Source organism: Dietzia sp. NPDC055343 (assembly GCF_053645265.1).
In genome coordinates this window covers 1-16,369 of the sequence record NZ_JBSHMJ010000015.1, presented here as the reverse complement: position 1 = coordinate 16,369, position 16,369 = coordinate 1, and the positions used below count along the sequence as shown (strand labels likewise).

At 68.0% G+C, this 16,369-nt stretch carries 17 protein-coding genes; 4 read left to right on the top strand and 13 right to left on the bottom strand.

Annotated features, from left to right (window positions below; translation table 11 throughout):
* Positions 1 to 146: 146 nt before the first annotated feature.
* From ACWIE7_RS09095 to ACWIE7_RS09085, 3 genes are all read right to left on the bottom strand, one after another.
* Positions 147 to 1,238 carry an SGNH/GDSL hydrolase family protein gene (locus ACWIE7_RS09095; protein WP_454069074.1) on the bottom strand — a complete coding sequence of 364 codons (1,092 nt, stop codon included), beginning with the start codon at positions 1,236 to 1,238 and terminating at the stop codon, positions 147 to 149.
* A gap of 144 nt (positions 1,239 to 1,382) precedes the next feature.
* Positions 1,383 to 2,432, bottom strand: a complete 1,050-nt coding sequence (locus ACWIE7_RS09090) for a beta-ketoacyl-ACP synthase III (RefSeq protein ID WP_454057714.1) — start codon at positions 2,430 to 2,432, stop codon at positions 1,383 to 1,385.
* Between the two features lie 69 nt (positions 2,433 to 2,501).
* A complete protein-coding gene (locus ACWIE7_RS09085) occupies positions 2,502 to 3,446 on the bottom strand; it encodes an SRPBCC family protein (RefSeq protein WP_454069073.1) in 945 nt (314 codons plus the stop codon).
* Between the two features lie 186 nt (positions 3,447 to 3,632).
* On the opposite strand from ACWIE7_RS09085, the gene ACWIE7_RS09080 reads away from it, so the two are divergent.
* Positions 3,633 to 5,036: an MFS transporter gene (locus ACWIE7_RS09080; protein ID WP_454069072.1), complete on the top strand. Its 1,404-nt coding sequence runs from the start codon at positions 3,633 to 3,635 to the stop codon at positions 5,034 to 5,036.
* Positions 5,033 to 5,815 carry a fructosamine kinase family protein gene (locus ACWIE7_RS09075; RefSeq protein WP_454057711.1) on the top strand — a complete coding sequence of 261 codons (783 nt, stop codon included), beginning with the start codon at positions 5,033 to 5,035 and terminating at the stop codon, positions 5,813 to 5,815. The genes ACWIE7_RS09080 and ACWIE7_RS09075 overlap by 4 nt, the downstream gene beginning before the upstream one ends.
* Positions 5,816 to 5,826: 11 nt before the next feature.
* On the opposite strand, the gene ACWIE7_RS09070 is transcribed toward ACWIE7_RS09075, so the two are convergent.
* The 10 genes from ACWIE7_RS09070 to merA all read right to left on the bottom strand — a co-directional run bounded on the left by ACWIE7_RS09070 (position 5,827) and on the right by merA (position 14,575).
* Complete coding sequence (locus tag ACWIE7_RS09070) at positions 5,827 to 7,089, bottom strand: PQQ-dependent sugar dehydrogenase (protein WP_454057710.1); 1,263 nt, start codon at positions 7,087 to 7,089, stop codon at positions 5,827 to 5,829.
* A 57-nt stretch (positions 7,090 to 7,146) separates the two neighbouring features.
* Positions 7,147 to 7,377, bottom strand: coding sequence for a hypothetical protein (locus tag ACWIE7_RS09065; protein ID WP_454069071.1), 231 nt, complete (start codon positions 7,375 to 7,377; stop codon positions 7,147 to 7,149).
* 173 nt (positions 7,378 to 7,550) lie between these two features.
* Positions 7,551 to 7,835: a PrsW family glutamic-type intramembrane protease gene (locus ACWIE7_RS09060; protein WP_452100484.1), complete on the bottom strand. Its 285-nt coding sequence runs from the start codon at positions 7,833 to 7,835 to the stop codon at positions 7,551 to 7,553.
* Between the two features lie 871 nt (positions 7,836 to 8,706).
* Positions 8,707 to 9,462 (bottom strand): phosphoribosyltransferase, encoded by a 756-nt coding sequence (locus ACWIE7_RS09055; protein ID WP_454057708.1) that lies wholly within the window; start codon positions 9,460 to 9,462, stop codon positions 8,707 to 8,709.
* Between the two features lie 41 nt (positions 9,463 to 9,503).
* A complete protein-coding gene (locus ACWIE7_RS09050; protein ID WP_454057707.1) occupies positions 9,504 to 10,394 on the bottom strand; it encodes a DNA-processing protein DprA in 891 nt (296 codons plus the stop codon).
* Positions 10,391 to 11,008, bottom strand: a complete 618-nt coding sequence (locus ACWIE7_RS09045; protein WP_454069070.1) for a recombinase family protein — start codon at positions 11,006 to 11,008, stop codon at positions 10,391 to 10,393. The genes ACWIE7_RS09050 and ACWIE7_RS09045 overlap by 4 nt, the downstream gene beginning before the upstream one ends.
* A 216-nt stretch (positions 11,009 to 11,224) precedes the next feature.
* On the bottom strand, positions 11,225 to 11,824 hold the full coding sequence (locus tag ACWIE7_RS09040; RefSeq protein WP_253002698.1) for a cadmium resistance transporter: 600 nt from the start codon (positions 11,822 to 11,824) through the stop codon (positions 11,225 to 11,227).
* A complete protein-coding gene (gene cmtR, locus ACWIE7_RS09035; protein WP_006550697.1) occupies positions 11,821 to 12,180 on the bottom strand; it encodes a Cd(II)/Pb(II)-sensing metalloregulatory transcriptional regulator CmtR in 360 nt (119 codons plus the stop codon). The genes ACWIE7_RS09040 and cmtR overlap by 4 nt, the downstream gene beginning before the upstream one ends.
* Before the next feature lie 165 nt (positions 12,181 to 12,345).
* Complete coding sequence (locus ACWIE7_RS09030) at positions 12,346 to 12,942, bottom strand: recombinase family protein (protein ID WP_454069112.1); 597 nt, start codon at positions 12,940 to 12,942, stop codon at positions 12,346 to 12,348.
* Positions 12,943 to 13,174: 232 nt separating this feature from the next.
* Entirely contained in the window at positions 13,175 to 14,575 is a 1,401-nt protein-coding gene (merA, locus tag ACWIE7_RS09025) for a mercury(II) reductase (RefSeq protein ID WP_454069069.1), read from the bottom strand.
* A gap of 105 nt (positions 14,576 to 14,680) precedes the next feature.
* On the opposite strand from merA, the gene ACWIE7_RS09020 reads away from it, so the two are divergent.
* Positions 14,681 to 15,070, top strand: a complete 390-nt coding sequence (locus ACWIE7_RS09020; protein ID WP_454069068.1) for a heavy metal-responsive transcriptional regulator — start codon at positions 14,681 to 14,683, stop codon at positions 15,068 to 15,070.
* A gap of 166 nt (positions 15,071 to 15,236) precedes the next feature.
* Complete coding sequence (locus ACWIE7_RS09015) at positions 15,237 to 16,028, top strand: recombinase family protein (RefSeq protein WP_454069067.1); 792 nt, start codon at positions 15,237 to 15,239, stop codon at positions 16,026 to 16,028.
* Positions 16,029 to 16,369: the final 341 nt, after the last annotated feature.

Below are 16,369 nucleotides of genomic sequence, written 5' to 3'. Positions count from 1 at the left end.
CCCGCCGGAGCCCCGTCAAAGGCGAAACGCTTCGCCCCGGGACTGGTGTGGCAGGTGGGGCGGATAATGGCCGTGCTAACCGGAATCGTCTACCTCGTCGTCGTCGTTGTCGTCGGGGTTCGTCGGGCTCGTCGCTCCCCCGACGGCTACGCCTCCAGCGCCGCCAGGACCCGGTCGGCGACGTGGGCGTGCCCGACGGTCGTCGGATGCACGGGCGCGGCGCCGGTCTCGACACCGAGCAGGGCGACGCGGCGGGTGTCGGCCGGCGCGCACATGGAGTGGCCGGGCTCGTCCGGGATGACCACGGTCGCGCCGTTGCGTTCGGCGGCGGCCTGAACCACGTCGTTGAGATCGTTCTGGAACGTGCGCACCTTGTCGCGCTCGTCCCGGGTCGCGGCCATGAGCGGCTCGCACGCCGGCGACGAGGCGATGGTCGCGTCGTCCTCCGGGATGGCCGCCAGGTAACCGGTCGTCACGACCCGGGCGTCGGGGGAGCGGCGCGCGATCTCCGCATAGACCTCGTCCAGGTGGGTGTCGAGCTCGGCGAGGGCCGCGGTGGCCTGCCGGTCGATCACGTCCGCGCAGCCGGTGGTGGTGTCGAAGTCCTCGGCGACGGGACCCGTCACGGCGTCGATCACCGGCAGGAACGGCGCGGCCGTGTTGGTGCGGACCGCGCACGCCACGAGCACCGCGCCGAAGCCCACGTCGTTGCCGCCGATCGACAGCGAGACCAGGTCGGTGTCCTCGGTCAGCGCGTCGAACTGCGCCGGGACACCCTTGTCCGGGGCCCACAGATCGTCGGTCACCGCCCCGCCGCACGAGGCGTTGACGAACGTGCCGACCCCCAGCTCGCGGGCCACGACGTTCGGGTAGGCGTCGTCGGTCCGGACGCAGGTGACCGGGCCGGCGCTCCACGCGCCCGGGGCGATGCGGCCGACCGCCGCGTACGAGTCGCCGAGCGCCACGTAGCGGGCCGGGCCCGAGCCGTCCCCCGAGGTCACGGCCGGCCCGAGGTCGGAGCTGCTGACCTGGCCCATGATGTTCTCACCGAGCGTCTGCGAGGAGCCGCCGAACTGCTCGGCCGTCGAGCCCGTCGCCGGCGGTGCCGCCGGGATCGGGGGAGCGGCGGCGACGGTGGGGGCCATCGCGACCATCGACACGGTCAGGGCGGATACGGCGACGGCAGCGGCACCGGACGCCAGTAGGCGAGCCGACCGCGGTGAGGGAGATGTGAACATAGCCACACTTTCGCACGAATGCCCACTGGACGGGTGGGGCAACTTTGTCCATGTCGGGGCGAAAGCGAAGGCCCCGGTTCACCACTGGGAACCGGGGCCGACAGCCGGAGGGCTGCAAGGGGCCGCGAGGGGCCGGGCTGCGCGTCAGTTGGCGGGCGGCTTCGCGGGCAGACGCACGACCTGACCCGCGTAGGACAGGCCTGCGCCGAAGCCGATCAGCAGCGCGATCTGGCCGGGCTCGGCCTGACCCTCGCGGAGCATGGTCTCCATCGCGAGCGGAACCGAGGCGGCCGAGGTGTTGCCCGTCTGCTCGATGTCATTGGCGATCGCCACCGACTCCGGCAGGCCGAGATGCTTGGCCATGGCCGAGTTGATGCGGCCGTTGGCCTGGTGGGGGATGAACGCCTGGATCTGCTCGGCCGTCACGCCGGACGCCTCGAGCGTGCGGGCCGAGGCCTTGGCGATCTGCACCGCGGCCCACCGGAAGACCCGCGAGCCGTCCATCGTGACGTACGGCTGATCGGTGGCGCCCTGCTTGGCGTCGGCGATGAGGGTCTTCCAGTCCTTGGTCTGGGTGATCGCGTCGGCCTGCTCGCCGTCCGAGCCCCAGACCACCGGGCCGACGTCGTTGCCCTCGTCGGACGGGCCCACCACGACGGCACCCGCGCCGTCGCCGAAGATGAACGCCGTATTGCGATCGGTCAAGTCGAGACCATCACTCATCCGCTCCACGCCCACGACCACCGCGTAGCGGGCGCCGCCGCCGCGGATGACGTTGGTGGCCACAGCCAGGCCGTAGCCGAAACCCGCGCAGCCGGCCGTGATGTCGAACGCCGGGATGCCGTTACGGCCGATCGCCATGGCGACCTTGGGGGCCGCGTGCGGGACCTGGGCCTCGTACGTCGACGTGCACAGGATCACCAGGTCGATCAGCTCGGGATCGACTCCCGCGGACTCCACGGCCTTCTTGGCGGCCTCGCCGGACATGTAGATGACGGACTCATCGGGACCCGCGAACCGCCGGTTGAGGATGCCCGAGCGCTCGTAGATCCACTCGGAGGTCGAGTCGATGTGCTCGCAGATCTCCTCGTTGCTCACCACCCGCTCCGGGCGGTAGGCGCCGATACCCAGCAGCCTGGAGCCGGACGCGCCCTCGCCTGTCGCGATGGTCACGGTGTCGTTGGAATCCGCCATGGGCGATCTCACTTCTCGTAGATGTACGTCGATCGTGCTCCCCGCCACGATACTGACCCCGCCCGGGAATTACCCATCGATGAGCGCCTCGAGCCAGGTCCGCCAGCGCGTCGCGTCCCACGTCGGCTCCACGTCGACGGCCGCCGCACCCAGCGGGGCGCCGTCGCCGCCGGGGGCGTCGACGTACTCGTACAGCCGGACCGCCAGCGCCGCCCGGCCCGCCGCGTCCTCATGCGTCTCGCCCGCGGGGAACGCGAACAGCTCCAGCATCCCGTCAACCGGAGCGGACAGGATCAACGCCATCGACGCAGCCGCTTCCGACGCCACGATGCCGCCGACCTCGCCCGACCGGGCCACGGCGCCGGTGCTCGCCGAACCTCCGCCGCCGGCCCCCGCCGCAGGCGTCACGAGCTGCGCACTCACCCGGGCCCACAACTCCGGCACCGTCATCGCGACCGGATCGGTGGCCGCATCGACGGTCGCCACCCCGTCGGCGGGGCGATGGGTCAGGCGATGCGCCAGGACGGTCAGTGACTGGGACCAGCCGGCGACGCTGCCGTCGACCGACTCCACCGCGAGCTGGCCGTCCGAATCGAATCCCGACCGCAGCGTCAGCACCGAGCCGCCCTCGCCGTCGGAGGTGACCTCGCACGAGGTCTCCCACGGCGGCACCGGCACCCCCTCGCCCATCCAGTCGCGCTCGGCGTACGCGAACCGGCCGGGCACGCTGCCGGCGGGCGGCGTGTAGTCGGTGATCTCGCCGACGGTCGCGGTGAGCATGGCCTCGGCGGCCGCCTCCGGCCCGGCTGTGGGGTCGGGCGCGCCGGGGTCGGCGAACTGGACGATCCGGCCGCCCGCCTGCGGCTCGAGCGCGCACGGGACGAACCACGAGCTGATGCCCTCGCCGGTGGCCACGGCGTCGAACACGACCGGGGGCGGGACCGGCAGCGGCACACTGCACACCACGCGGCGCCCGTCGTAGTCGACCTCTACCCCCGCCGTGACCTGGTACATGTCCATTCCTGCCCGCCCTTCGCCCGATACCCGCCCAACGCTACCGGCGCCGCCCGCCAGGCTCCCGCCCGACCGCCCGCGGTGTGCCCCGGTGATCGCCGGCGACAGGCCCCACGGGATCGGTCGGGGATCAGCGCGGTGCCGGGGCGAGCGCCGCGGTGCGCGATGCGGATTAGGGTGGCGGGCGTGACCTCGACGAGCCCGCCGGGAGACCGCGGAGCCGGCAGCGCCGCCGGAGCCGACCACGACCACGACTACGACGACGCCGTCTCCACCGACACCGCCCACCGCCCGATCGCGGCCACCGCGCTGCTGTTCGCTGCCAACGGCGCGATTTTCGGCGCCATCGTGCCCCGGCTGCCCGATCTCAAGGACGCCCTCGAGCTCAGCCCGGCGCTGTTCGGGTTGGCCATGGCCTGCTACCCGGCCGGCGCGTTGTTCGGTGGGCTGTTGACGCCCGTGCTCATGCGGAGACGCTCGGACGGAGCGGTGGCCGTGGGCACCATGATCGCCGCTTCGGTTGTGGCGGCGCTGGTCGGGTTCTCGCCTGTCGTTGCAGTGTTTGCGGGGCTGTTGTTGCTGTTCGGGGTGTGCGATGCCATCACCGACGTGTCGATGAATGCGCACGGCATCCGGGTGCAACTGCGGCACGGGCGGTCGCTGATCAACCGGTTTCATGCGGTGTGGTCGCTGGGCGCGGTGCTCGGGGCGGCCGGCGGTTCTCTGTCGGCCGGTGTCGGCGCGCCCGTGCAGGTGCAGATGATCGGCGCCGCGATCGTGTGCGCGGCCGCGGCTGCCGCGGCGTATCCGCTACGGCTGGGCCCGCCCGTCGCGGAGGACGAGTACGGTCGCGACCTCGACCAGGCTCACGAGGTCGATACCGCCCCCACCAGGCATGATGCGGCAGCGCATGGGGCGACGCCCTCACCCGCCCAGTCGGTAGACCCCGTCGTGCGGCGGCGGCTGCCGGGCGGCCGCGCGCTGGTGTTGCTCGTGGCGCTGGGGCTCTTCGCGTGCTGCGCCGAGATCGTCGAGGACTTCGCCCAGACCTGGTCGGCGCTGTACCTGCGGGACGTCGCCGCGGTCGGTGCGGGCGTGGCCGGTCTCGGCTTCATCGCGGTGCAGGGCGCGCAGCTGATCGGTCGGCTCACCGGCGACAGGCTCGTCGAGGGCTTCGGCGCCGTCCGCGTGGGCCGGATGGGTGGCGTCTGCGTGGTACTGGGCGCGGGCGCGGCGCTGACCGGCTCGTTCCTACTGGACGGCCCCGCAATGGTGGCCGTGCTGCTGGCCGGGTTCGCCGTGGCCGGCTGGGGCATCGCGACGATCATCCCCGGTGCGATGGTCGGCGCCGATTCGGTTCCCGGTCTGCCCGACGGCGCCGGACTCGCCGTCCTCAACTGGGTCATGCGCCTCGGCTTCCTGCTGGCCCCGCCCTTTGTCGGGCAGATCGCCGAGCACGTCGGCATGCGCTGGGCCGTCGCCCCGATGGTCGTGGGCGGCCTGCTCATCGCCCTGCTCGCCGGTCCACTTCTCGGCCGCTCGGCGGACCCTGATCGCGCCCCGCGCCCCGACCGCGAGGCGGCGGCATGAGCGGCCGCGCATCGCAGTCGTTCGTCAAACGCGGCTCAGATCACGGCCCCGACTTCTTCCGCTACGAGGCCGCGGGACTGCGGTGGCTCGCCGCGGCGCCCGGCGGGCCCCGCGTGGTCGAGGTGCGGGGAGTCGACGACGACGAGATCGTGCTCGAGCGGATCCCCGACGGCCGCGCGAGTTCGGACGGAGCCCTGCGGTTCGGCCGGTCACTGGCGGCGATGCATGATGCCGGCGCCGCCGGATGGGGCGCACCGGCCGGAGACTGGGCGGGCCGGTGTTTCATCGGCAACCGACCCCAGGAATGCGTGCCCACAGACTCGTGGGGTGAGTTCTACGCCGAGCAGCGGGTCCGCCCGTTCGTCCGGATCGCCGTGGATCTCGGAGTGCTCGGCGGCGCCGAGCTGGCGGTGGTGGAGCGGGCCTGCGACCGCGTGGCCTCCGGCGAGCTCGACGACCCGGCCGACCGTCCCGCCCGCCTCCACGGCGACCTGTGGACGGGAAACGTGCTGTGGACGCCGGACGGGGAGGCGGTGCTCATCGACCCCGCCGCCCACGGCGGCCATCGCGAAACCGATCTGGCGATGCTCGCCCTGTTCGGCGCGCCGCACCTGGACCGGATACTGCACGGATATGACCAGGCACGCCCCTTGACGGAGGGCTGGCGCGACCGCGTGCCGCTGCACCAGCTGCATCCGCTGGCCACCCACTCGGCGGGGCACGGCGCCGGCTACGCGGTCGCGTTGGCCGACGCCGCCCGCGAGGTCCTACGGCTGTAGGCCTGCCGCGGTTACTCGGCGGCGGCGGGGCTGATCCGCAGGACCTCGTCGTTGCCGCCGCCGTTGGAGGTGGTCACCAGCAGCGAGCCGCCCGGTTCCGGGGTGATGGACCGCATCCGGCCGTGGACGTCGCGCAGGAGCGTCGCCATCTCGGTGACCGAGTTGCCGTCCGGGGACAGCTTCATCAGGACGATCTGGCTGGTCTTGAGCATCGCTACCGCGATCGCGCCGTTCCACTCGCCCCACGCGGGGTCGTCGAGGAACGTCATCCCGCCCGGCGCCAGCGTCGGGGCGCCCGAGCTCCAGACCGCCGACACCGCATCCGGGAATGCGCCGGTGTCGGTCATGGGGACGTCCTGGTTGTATTCGCCGCCGCGGTTCGGGTTCCACCCGTAGTTGCCGCGTGGCTGCACAAGATTGACCTCGTCGTCGACATTCGGGCCGTGCTCCGCGGAGTAGATGCGATCGGTGCCGGGCTGTGCGGCGAGTCCCTGCACGTTGCGGTGGCCGATCGTCAGAACGGGGGAGTCGTCACTGATGGTGTCCGCGGCGGGCGAGCCGTCGCCGTTGACGTGCAGGATCTTCCCGGCGAGCGAGTCCGGATCCTGCGGGCCCGGGCCGGAGAACGTGTCGCCCGTGCCGATGTACAGCGAGCCGTCGGCCATGGGCAGGATGCGGCAGCCGGAATGGAATCCGCCCTCGCTGAGCGGGATGCCGTCGACGACCACCCGCGGCGACTCGATCGCAGACCAGTCGCTCGTCGCGGTCCAGGCGGTGACCCGGTTGTCGTTGTGGTCGGCCGAGGAGTGACACGTGTAGAGCTCGCGGCTGGTCTCGAAGTCCGCAGCCAACGCGATCCCCATCAGCCCGCTCTCGGCCTCGTTGAACACCGGACCGAGGTCGGCCTGGATGGCCGACTTATCGCCGCCGGGACGGATCGCGTACAGCGCGCCCGAGCCACGCTCTCCGGTGACGACGACGCCACTCGGATCGCGGGCCACGTCCCACGGGATCGTGAATCCGTCGGCCAGCACATCGACCTCGACCTCCGGGCCGGGGGACAGGGGGCGCTCCGGGGCCAGGGATCCGAGAGAGTCGGTGCTGGACCCGACGGGTCCACCGCCCGGGATCATGCTCTGCGCACACGCGGTGAGTGGCAGCGCGACGGTCACCGCGGCAGCGGCGGCCACCGCGGAGAGTGTCCGCGGGAGTGCGGTGGGTTTGGCGGCGATCGTGCGGAGAGAGGGCTTGCGGTGGTCGGTGGCGAGGGACACGAGCACTCCTGTGGGACGGATTCGGGGGAGGGCGCGTGAGTCGCCCTGCGCCCGAACCTATTCGATCCGGGACGGAGACGACACCGGATTCTCAGACGCCCACCGCTCGCGGGTCGCCGCGGGCACACCCCAAGGCGCGAGCCGGGGACGCCACGACCGCGGGGCGGTGTCGACGGCGGTCGGCGGCGTGAGCTCCCGCAGGTCACGGCGGAGGACGAGGAAGGTGATCACCGCGGTGACGAGGCTGATGATGTTCCCGCCCACGGCGCCCTCGACGACGTCGGTCATCGACAGATCATGATCGGTGGTGTCGTTCTGGGTGCCCCCTTGTTCCAGGAGAAGAGGCCGTCGTGCAGCGAATGCAGTCCCGCGGCGACGAGCCACCCGACCAGCCCGGCCCAGGTCAACACCCGGCCCGACCGATGGGCTGCCAACCAGATCGCGCCGGCGGCGATGGCGGCCTACAACGGATGGGAGATCTCCGCGAGCGGGCGGACAAGCGACTGCAGCAGGTGACTGTTGGCGCCGCTGCCCCCGCTGACGTACTGCAGACCCTCGCCGACCCCGAACACCGCTGCGCTGACCAATACCATCAGCACGCCGGCGCGGGGATCTCCGAACCGCGTGCGGGCGAACACCAACAGCAGCACGGGGACGGCGATCTTGCAGGTCTCCTCGATGGGCCCCGAGAGCCACAGATCGAGCGCGAACGGCATCCGCAGATGTGGTTCGAGTCTGCCCCTCAAGTAGGAACGCCACCGCCAGCCCGATGAGCCCGGAGACCACGTCGGCCCCGATGATCACGGGAAGGTCCGCCACCTCGGCGAACCGCAGCCGCGGGCGGAACAGGAGCACGATCCCCGAGAGGGCCAGGATGAGACCGACCGCTACCGGGGCGATCCACCACGCGGATTCGCCGGAGTTCCACATCGCCCCGGCGGCCGCCGTGATCACGACGCCCGCGACGATCAGCCAGAACCACGGCCGGGTGAGGAACTCCAGCGGCCGGCGGTGGGCCGGGAGGAAGGAACCGCCGGGTCCGCCACGTGGTGACCGGTCCAGGCCCGACCGTCCCACTCCGCCGCACTCTCGGCCGGGCCGTACGGATACCAGCCAGGGGCCGGCGCAGTCGTGGTCAATTCCTCGCTCCATCCCGGTCTTTGCAGGTCAGGCGCCTACTCAGGTGATGAAGCGGATGTTACTCGGCCGCCGAGCGAAAATGCTGGAACTGTCGGTTGCTTAACAGTGTGTCTATCTCGTGCTGATCCAGCAGGGCGTTGTCACGAGAGTGTCAGTTGCGAGTTGTCGCGAGGTCGGCAGGATCCGAGCCAAGGGGATGATCCAAGAAGCGCTGGTGCTGAGAGGGCTCACGCATCCGAGACTATTTTGGACTGCCCCTACGGCCAGGATTCAAGCGATCCCCACCGACGTTCTTACTGGGCTGAGTCTGGTGCGGCTCCTCGTTCTCTCAGAGAATCCGTTCGCTTCAGATAAGTACACCCGTGTGGGATGGCCCGACAAACCTCGATCTGGATGTTTCACAGGGTCATATGCGGTGTTGTGACACGTAGTCCCCGTAGGGTTTGCGAGCTCAGATGGACTCCGAACAGACTGCGGTCAGTTGCCATCCGGACACTCGGGGGAGCGGGTGATCGGGCAGAAGGTTGGATCGTAGGAGAGCAGGGGGCTGTTCGTCTTTAGCCATGCTTCTGTAGGTGGATGATGGGTGTTGAGGTAGCGGGCGATAGTCAGGACGCTCACCTGCGATGCGCCGGCTTGCTTGAGGCTGGTGGCCAGAGAAAGGGCGCTGAATCCTCTGGTCCATGTGTCTTCTAGGACTAGTACGTGGCGACCGGTGACGTCAGAGTCGATGTGGTTGATCGACGGGTCAATCAGCATCTGGCGGCCTCCATTGCGAGCTGCTGCGACTCGAGTGACTGCAACTCGTTCAAGCGTGGAGGGAAAGAGCGGGAGAAGCTCGGTCTCGAGAGGATGGTCTTTTCGTCCTCGACCTGATGGGACGACCGCAATATGGCTGACAGACGCTCCTGTGCTCAATCGAAGGCAGCCGCTGTGGTAGTTAACGAAAAAATACAGCAGGAGTTTCAGGCGATCGAGTGCGGCCCCGCCGATGTCTTTGTACTGATATGCGTCTTGGCCTGATTGCTCGCCCGTGATCGCGTATGTCAGGAAGGCATAGCGATCTGGGAGGTCAGACCTGAGCTTGCTGCCCAAGATGTCGTATCTACAGACGTAGCAGTACTGGTGCCCCTCCGTTGGTGTTCCGCAGAGGCGGCACAGTGAACTCCCTGGCAGGGTGAACAGCTCGTTGTTCGAGGTGACGCGGAACGCGTTGTGCATCGTCGGGGCCACTTGGGCTAGGTACTGCCCGTCGTCTGGGTTGAACGGGATGTTCAAAAGAGAGTGGCCTCGGCAGGTACGGGTGACCGACGGTTGAGGACGCTTCGCGCGAGCTCGATGGCGTCGTCAGGGGTGCGGGCTACGTGCGCATCGACGAATGGGTCGTCGGCGAGCTTTCTTCCCCAGGTCGTTTCCCGCGCCACGGGCTCGGCGAGGATAAGTGGTCGACCATGCCGGATTGCCTGTCGTGCCTGGTGACGCGTACCGGACTTTTCGTCTGCAGCCACGATTATTGTCGCGTTGCCGTATGCGGACATCACACCATTGCGCATGGGAAATGATGATCGAGTGGGGGAGCTGCCTGGTGGGAATTGCGAGAGCACCATTCCGTGGCCGGCCGCCAGATGCTGCTGGAGCTGACAGGAGGACGAGGGGTAGCAGCGGTCTATACCGGTGCCGACTACGCCCACGGTCCGTGCTCCCATCTGTACTGCTGCGCTATGGGCTGCGTAGTCGATACCTGCGGCGAGTCCCGAGACGATCGTGGTGCCTTCCTCGGCCAGTGATCGAGCGATGTAGCTAGCCACGGCCACTGCTTCGCTCGAAGCAGATCGGGACCCCACAATGCAGATGCCTTTGTCTCCACGCGGGGAGTGCAGCGGGGTCTCATCGCCCTGGAGGAAGACGAATGGCGGGAAGTCCCACACTTCGCGTAGCTGGGCTGGGTAGCCAGAGTCGAGGTAGGAGTAGAAGTTCGCACCCGCCGCAGTATCGAGCCACCTGCTCAGCGTCGCTTCCCCACGCTGGCGTTCCGCAGCGTCTGTGACGAGGCCACTGGGAAGGGCGTCGATGGCGAGGTCATCCCGGTACTGGGCCCACCGCATCGTCGGCTCTCTGGTCAACAGCGCGACCAAAGCGACGTTCTCGGGACTCAGTGCGGTCATTGGGTCACCTTATTCTCGGCGTGCTTCTGAGTCGAGGAGCTGGCCGGGGCGTCGAGGTGGCGATAGATCGTGGAGCGTGCAACTCCGAACTCGGCGGCGATCTCCGCCACTGTGTGAAGCGGGACTCCCTCGTCGTCTGTGCTGTCATACATCTGGCGGGCGAGGGCCAGCTGGCGAGGGCCCAGAGCGGCCGGCCGTCCCCCGGTGCGACCACGAGCGCGGGCCGCAGCCAGCCCATCTCTTGTGCGTTCAGAGAGTAGAGCGTGTTCGAACTCGGCAATAGCTCCGAGGATGTGGAAGAACATCCGGCCCACCGGAGTGGATGTGTCGATGCCTTGGTCGAGAACGACAAGGCCGACGCCGGCGGCCTCGAGCTCCTTGGCGATCTCCATGAGGTGCTCCAGGGATCTGCCGAGGCGATCGAGCTTGGTGACCACAAGTAGGTCCCCGGGTCGGCAAGCCACCTCAAGGGCCCGGTCTAACTGTGGTCGGCGAGAAAGCTTGCCTGAGGCGTGGTCGACGAAGACCTTCTCGCAACCCGCGGCCGAGAGGGCGTCGAGCTGAGCCTCAGGGTGCTGATCTCGGGTCGACACACGCCCATAGCCCACCTTCATGACTCACAGCGTAGTGGAAACTACCCTTGGTCGGACACTAGTGTCGACACGAGTTTTCGGACATATGCGTCCTGGGACAACTTGTGGACTTGATCGCTCTGTGGCGGTCTTCTGTGGTTACTTCTTGGCGGCGCCGTACCAATCGGGCGTTCTGGCCGGAAGAATTAGAGCGAGTCGGCGGCTCACGGGTGCGTGGTGGGGTTTGCGTCGGTTTTGTCAGAGTCCGAATGCTCCGCCGCTGATCAGGATGAAGGCGCCCAGGCCGATCAGGACAGTTGGGAACAGGATATGTTCCCAGCGCTCTAGGACTTCGGCGATCGGTCGGCGGGTGGCGACGAACTTGGCCAGGCCCACCAGTCCCGCCACCAGCACCAGGAACACGATGCAGTAGGCAACTACGGCTCCCGTGCCCACGTTGAGAAAGACGGGGACGTAGACGCCGATGTTGTCGCCGCCGTTGGCGAAGGTTACGCCGGCCACGGTCCACACGGCGACGTTCTTGCCCTCGACCTTTGCATCGTCGTCGTCATCATCGTCCCCGCGCCAGGCCTGCCACGCGGCCCACAGTCCCAAGCCCAGTGGGATCAGCCCGAAGTAAGGGATGGCCCCCGGGGGCAGGAAGGCTCCCGCGCCCAGGGAGACGAGCACTGCGGCGCCGAGGATGCCGACGAAGCCAAGATACTGGCCGGCCAGAATGCGTGCGGTGGTGCCGCGTTGGCCTGCTCCGCGGGCGAAAAACAGCGACAGGACGATGATGTCGTCGATATTGGTGGCAATGAACAGGCCGATCGCCTGCAGGGCCGAGGACAGGATCACGCCTGCACCTCCGTGGCGTGACAACCCGGCACTGAGCAGTCGGGCTCCAAGCAGGGGGCGTTTTCGTTGACCGCGAGGGTGACCTCGACCAAGGAGGACAGCGACCGCGCCAAGTGCGGGTCTGCGATCTCGTACCGGGTCTGGCGACCTTCGGGCACGGCGACAACGATCCCGCAGTCGCGCAGGCATGCCAGATGGTTCGACACGTTCGACCGTGTCAGCTCCAAATCGCGGGCCAGCTCCGCCGGGTAGGCCGGCTGCTGCAGCAAGGTCAGCAGTATCCGGGACCGCGTCGGGTCGGCCATCGCCCGCCCTAACCGGTTCATCACATCCACACGAGAAACAATAGTCAGCACTTACTGAACTATACAGCGCCTGCTGAACTGTTGGGACAACGCCTTAAAAACCTAAAGGTTTTCAAGACACCCGACACCGTCCAGGACAGCGACCACTTTTGAGCTGTGAGTCGCACCGATAAGTGGCGGCGTTTTGGCGGCGATGTTTGGCGGTAACCGCTTGCGTCAGTTCCGGAGTGTCTCGCCTGCTCGTGCGGCCTGTTGGTGACGGTAGAGCGTAGCGCGGGACCATCCGACCAAGCTGGCGGCTTCGGCGGCGGTGCGACCCTTCTTTCGAGCACCTTGGGCGATGTCGAGCTTCTCTGCAATCACTGCGGGGTCGACCGGAGGCCGACCGAACCTAGTGCCGTTCTGCTTCGCCGCGGCGATGCCGGCGTTGACTCGCTCAGTGATCAACTCGCGCTCGTACTCGGCCAAGGTGGCGAGCATGCCCAGCATCAACCTCCCCGAGGTGGTCTCCGGGTCGATGCCATCCGAGAGCGATCGGATTTTCACGCCCTTGTCGCGAAGAAGATTCACAGTGTTGAGGACATCAATCAGTGAGCGGCCGAGGCGGTCAATACGCCACACCACGACCGTGTCACCGGGCTCGACATAGTCGAGCAGTCGCTTCATGCCTGGGCGCTCGATCGCAGTCCGGCTCCCCGAGGTGACATCCGCAAACACATCCCGCTTCTGAACCCCGGAATCCACGAGTGCATCCAGCTGCAACTGCGCGTCCTGACTCGCGGTACTCACGCGGGTGTACCCCAAATGCCTCATGTGTTGATTCTGCCCCATAAACCCCTACCGAAGCGGCTCCTGCGACAGAACCCGTCAAGACGACTTAGTGAGACGCGGGTAGGTGGCCGAAGGCCCAGGAAAACGACTCAAAACCGGCCACCGTCCTGGGCGGTGTCGAGTGTCTTAAAATACTGTAGGTTTTTAAGGCACATTCACGGCGCCAGGCGGGCCGCCGCGGGAGCCCTCGTCCACCCCGCTGGGGCCGCGGGTTTCAGGCGCAGCATGACGTCGGCATCTGGTTTCGGAAGAGGCCGGCCACGATGCGCAGGCTTTCGCTCATGGTCAGGTACGGCGCCCAGGTGTCGGCCAGATCGTCGACGGTCATGCCGCTTTTGATGGCGTAGGTGGCCGCCAGCATGATCTCCCCGGCCCCGTCCGCCAGAGCGTGCACGCCCAGAACCTTGCCGCTCACGGCGTCGGCGACGAGCTTCACCGCCCCGCGGGTGTCGTGCTGGACGAGCGCCCGGGGGACATCGGACAGGTCCAGGACGCGGCAGTCGCACGCGTGCCCTCGGGTGAGGGCCTCGTCCTCGGTCAACCCCGCCGAGGCCAGCTGGGGCCGGGTGAACACGACCGCAGGAAAGCCGGCGTAGTCGACCCGAGCTGCCGGCGGGTACCTGTCCTCGGTCAGGGCGTTGAGCGCGGCGGCCCGACCGCCGGCGGCGGCGGCGTAGACGTACTGGGGAGCCCCCGAGACGTCACCGGCGGCCCAGACGCGCGGGTTGGAGGTGCGCTGGGTCTGGTCGACCACGACGAAGCCGCGCTCGTCCACGTCCACACCGGCAGCGGCCAGGTTCAGGCCGTCGGTGCGGGGCAGGCGTCCGGTGGCCACCAGGACCTGCGCGCCGCGCACCTGTTCGCCCGAGTCCGTGGTCACCACCACCTCTCCTGCGGGGCCTGGTTCGCGGGCCACAGTGGTCGCGCGCTCTTCGACCACGGTGATGCCGTCGTCGGTGAAGACTTCCCGAAGTCTCTGGGCCAGCTCCGGCTCGGCGTGCGGCGCCAGACGCCCGACCACAGAGACCCGGGTGCCGAGGTGAGCGAACAGCTGGGCCTGCTCCATCCCGACGTACCCGCCACCGATAACGACCAGGGACTCAGGCAGCTCGGTCAGCTGCATCGCGGTGGTGGACGTCAGCCGGTCCACAGAGTCGAGACCGACCACCTCCGGGATGGCGGGGGTGGCACCGGTGGCGACCAGATAGGCCCGGGCCCGCAGCGCCTGGCCGTCGACGGCCAGGGTGTCCCCGTCCAGGAAGCTGGCCTGGCCTGGGCGGACCTGGAAGCCGTAGGCAGCGGCCACATCGGCGTACTTCGCATCACGCAGGCGCTCGATGAGTGCGTCCTTCTGGGCCTCCAGATCGCCGAGGTTCACCGGTGCGGCTGACGTTGGGGCACCTTTGAAGGGATTGGTGAGCGCGGCGTGCCGGGCCCCGGCGGCCGCCAGGAGCGTCTTGGACGGCACGCAGCCGATGTTCACGCACGTCCCGCCCAGAACACCGCGCTCAACCAGCACGACGCTCTTACCGGCCTGGCTGGCCGCGATGGCGGCGGACATCGCCGCGCCTCCTGAGCCGATCACGGCCAGATCGACGTCGTAGTCCACACCCATTTGCCCACCTTCCTTCGCGTGACCCCTCTTCAGCGTCCATAGTGGACGTTCCAGCGCAGGGGAAGGTCAAGGCGAACATGGACGAGAGCCGAGAAAGGGGCCACTGTGCGCATCGGTGAGTTGGCCGTGGCCAGCGGCACCACAACCAAGACGCTGCGCTTCTACGAAGAAGCCGGCCTACTACCTGCGCCTGAGCGCACCGCCAACGGATACCGCGACTACACCCCTGCGGCCCTGGCGCGCCTGGACTTCGTTCGCCGCGGCCGCGCCGCTGGGCTCACCCTGGCCCAGATTCGCGAGATCCTCGACATCCGCGACGCCGGAGTCGCACCCTGCCAGCACGTGCACGCCCTGCTCGAAGCCCACCTGGGCGACCTGGACCGCCAAATCGCCGACCTGCAAGCACTGCGACACACCGTCGCGCACCTTCACCACAGTGCCACCACCAGCGACCCCACCAAATGCGACACCACGACCGTCTGCCGCTATCTGTGACCAGACCGGTGCTCGCGTGTATCGCCATGAGCAGATGCCGCCACAGAGCGTCGACAGAACCCCGCCATATAACGGCGAAAGCCACAGTCTAGATCGGCATTTGTGACACGTCTTCCCGTGGGGTCTAAGATCTATTGATACAGATTCTTGGCGAAAGGGTCTCCTCGTGGCTGATCGGATCGGGACGTTGCTGAACCGTTCGGGTGATGGCGGCGAGGAGGTGCTCATCGTCAGCCGCGGGAGCGTGCGGACTCGATTCCGTCGTCGGGACGAGTTGGGTTGGAACTTTCGGGTGGAGTCGACGGACTCGGAGAATGTCATCGAGCGGACGTCCAAGCCCAAGCCCAAGCCCAAGCCGGATCCGAAGCCGACTCGCCGGGCCTCGCGTCCGCGTGGACAACGGGTGGCGTACGTGCGGGTGTCGGCCGCCGATCAGAACGAGGCCCGTCAGCTCGAGGCGGTGGGGGAGTGCGACCGCGTCTACGTCGAGAAGCAGTCCGCACGCTCGCGTTCCGATCGAGTGAAGCTAGAAGAGTGCATCAGGTATCTGCGAGACGGTGACGAGCTGATTGTCGCCTCGATGGACCGTCTCGCCCGCTCCCTTGTCGATCTCAAGCAGATCGTTGGAGAGATCACTGCGAAGGGCGCGAGCGTGGAGTTCATCCACGAACGGGCAATCTACGCCGCCGGCGCCCAGGACCCGCGCGCCGACCTCATGCTCTCTCTACTGGGGGCGTTTGCGGAGTTCGAGCGGGCCATCATCCGCGAACGCCAAGCCGAGGGCATCGCCATCGCCAAGGCGAAGGGCAAGTACAAGGGGCGCAAACGCGTCCTGACGGCCGAGCAAATCGACAAGGCCCGGGCCCGCGTCGAGGCGGGGGAGGGACCGTCGGCGATTGCTCGAGATCTCGGAGTGGGTCGATCCACTCTCTATCGAGCACTTCAGCGAGAGGAGTAGGCGGCGCCTGGTGCGTCGCGTCAACTGGTCCTTCGTGCCCGCAATGACCAGGTGGATTGGGTGTGATTCCGTGATTATCGACTTGCTTGCGCGTTGGCTGAGTTAGCCGATAGCTAGCCCTGCCCCGCAGTGGCGCATGACGCAGCCGCTGACGATCGACTGTTCACCAGGACGGGAACGGTCAAAGGAAGGCGTCTCACTACTGCTTCCCTCATGGGCACTCAACGATTCATCGCTCTTAAATAATGAATCGCCCCGGGTTTGATGGAGACATCGAATACCCGGGAAGGGATCATCAGAACCATGGGAGCACCGCGCAAGTACCCAGACGAGCTTCGTGA

Bases quoted from the DNA above. Each gene is read 5' to 3' on its own strand.
- ACWIE7_RS09095 (WP_454069074.1), bottom strand. From the start codon at position 1,238: ATGTTCACATCTCCCTCACCGCGGTCGGCTCGCCTACTGGCGTCCGGT.
- ACWIE7_RS09090 (WP_454057714.1), bottom strand. From the start codon at position 2,432: ATGGCGGATTCCAACGACACCGTGACCATCGCGACAGGCGAGGGCGCG.
- ACWIE7_RS09085 (WP_454069073.1), bottom strand. From the start codon at position 3,446: ATGTACCAGGTCACGGCGGGGGTAGAGGTCGACTACGACGGGCGCCGC.
- ACWIE7_RS09075 (WP_454057711.1), top strand. From the start codon at position 5,033: ATGAGCGGCCGCGCATCGCAGTCGTTCGTCAAACGCGGCTCAGATCAC.
- ACWIE7_RS09065 (WP_454069071.1), bottom strand. From the start codon at position 7,377: ATGACCGACGTCGTCGAGGGCGCCGTGGGCGGGAACATCATCAGCCTC.
- ACWIE7_RS09050 (WP_454057707.1), bottom strand. From the start codon at position 10,394: ATGACCGCACTGAGTCCCGAGAACGTCGCTTTGGTCGCGCTGTTGACC.
- ACWIE7_RS09045 (WP_454069070.1), bottom strand. From the start codon at position 11,008: ATGAAGGTGGGCTATGGGCGTGTGTCGACCCGAGATCAGCACCCTGAG.
- ACWIE7_RS09030 (WP_454069112.1), bottom strand. From the start codon at position 12,942: ATGAGGCATTTGGGGTACACCCGCGTGAGTACCGCGAGTCAGGACGCG.
- merA (WP_454069069.1), bottom strand. From the start codon at position 14,575: ATGGGTGTGGACTACGACGTCGATCTGGCCGTGATCGGCTCAGGAGGC.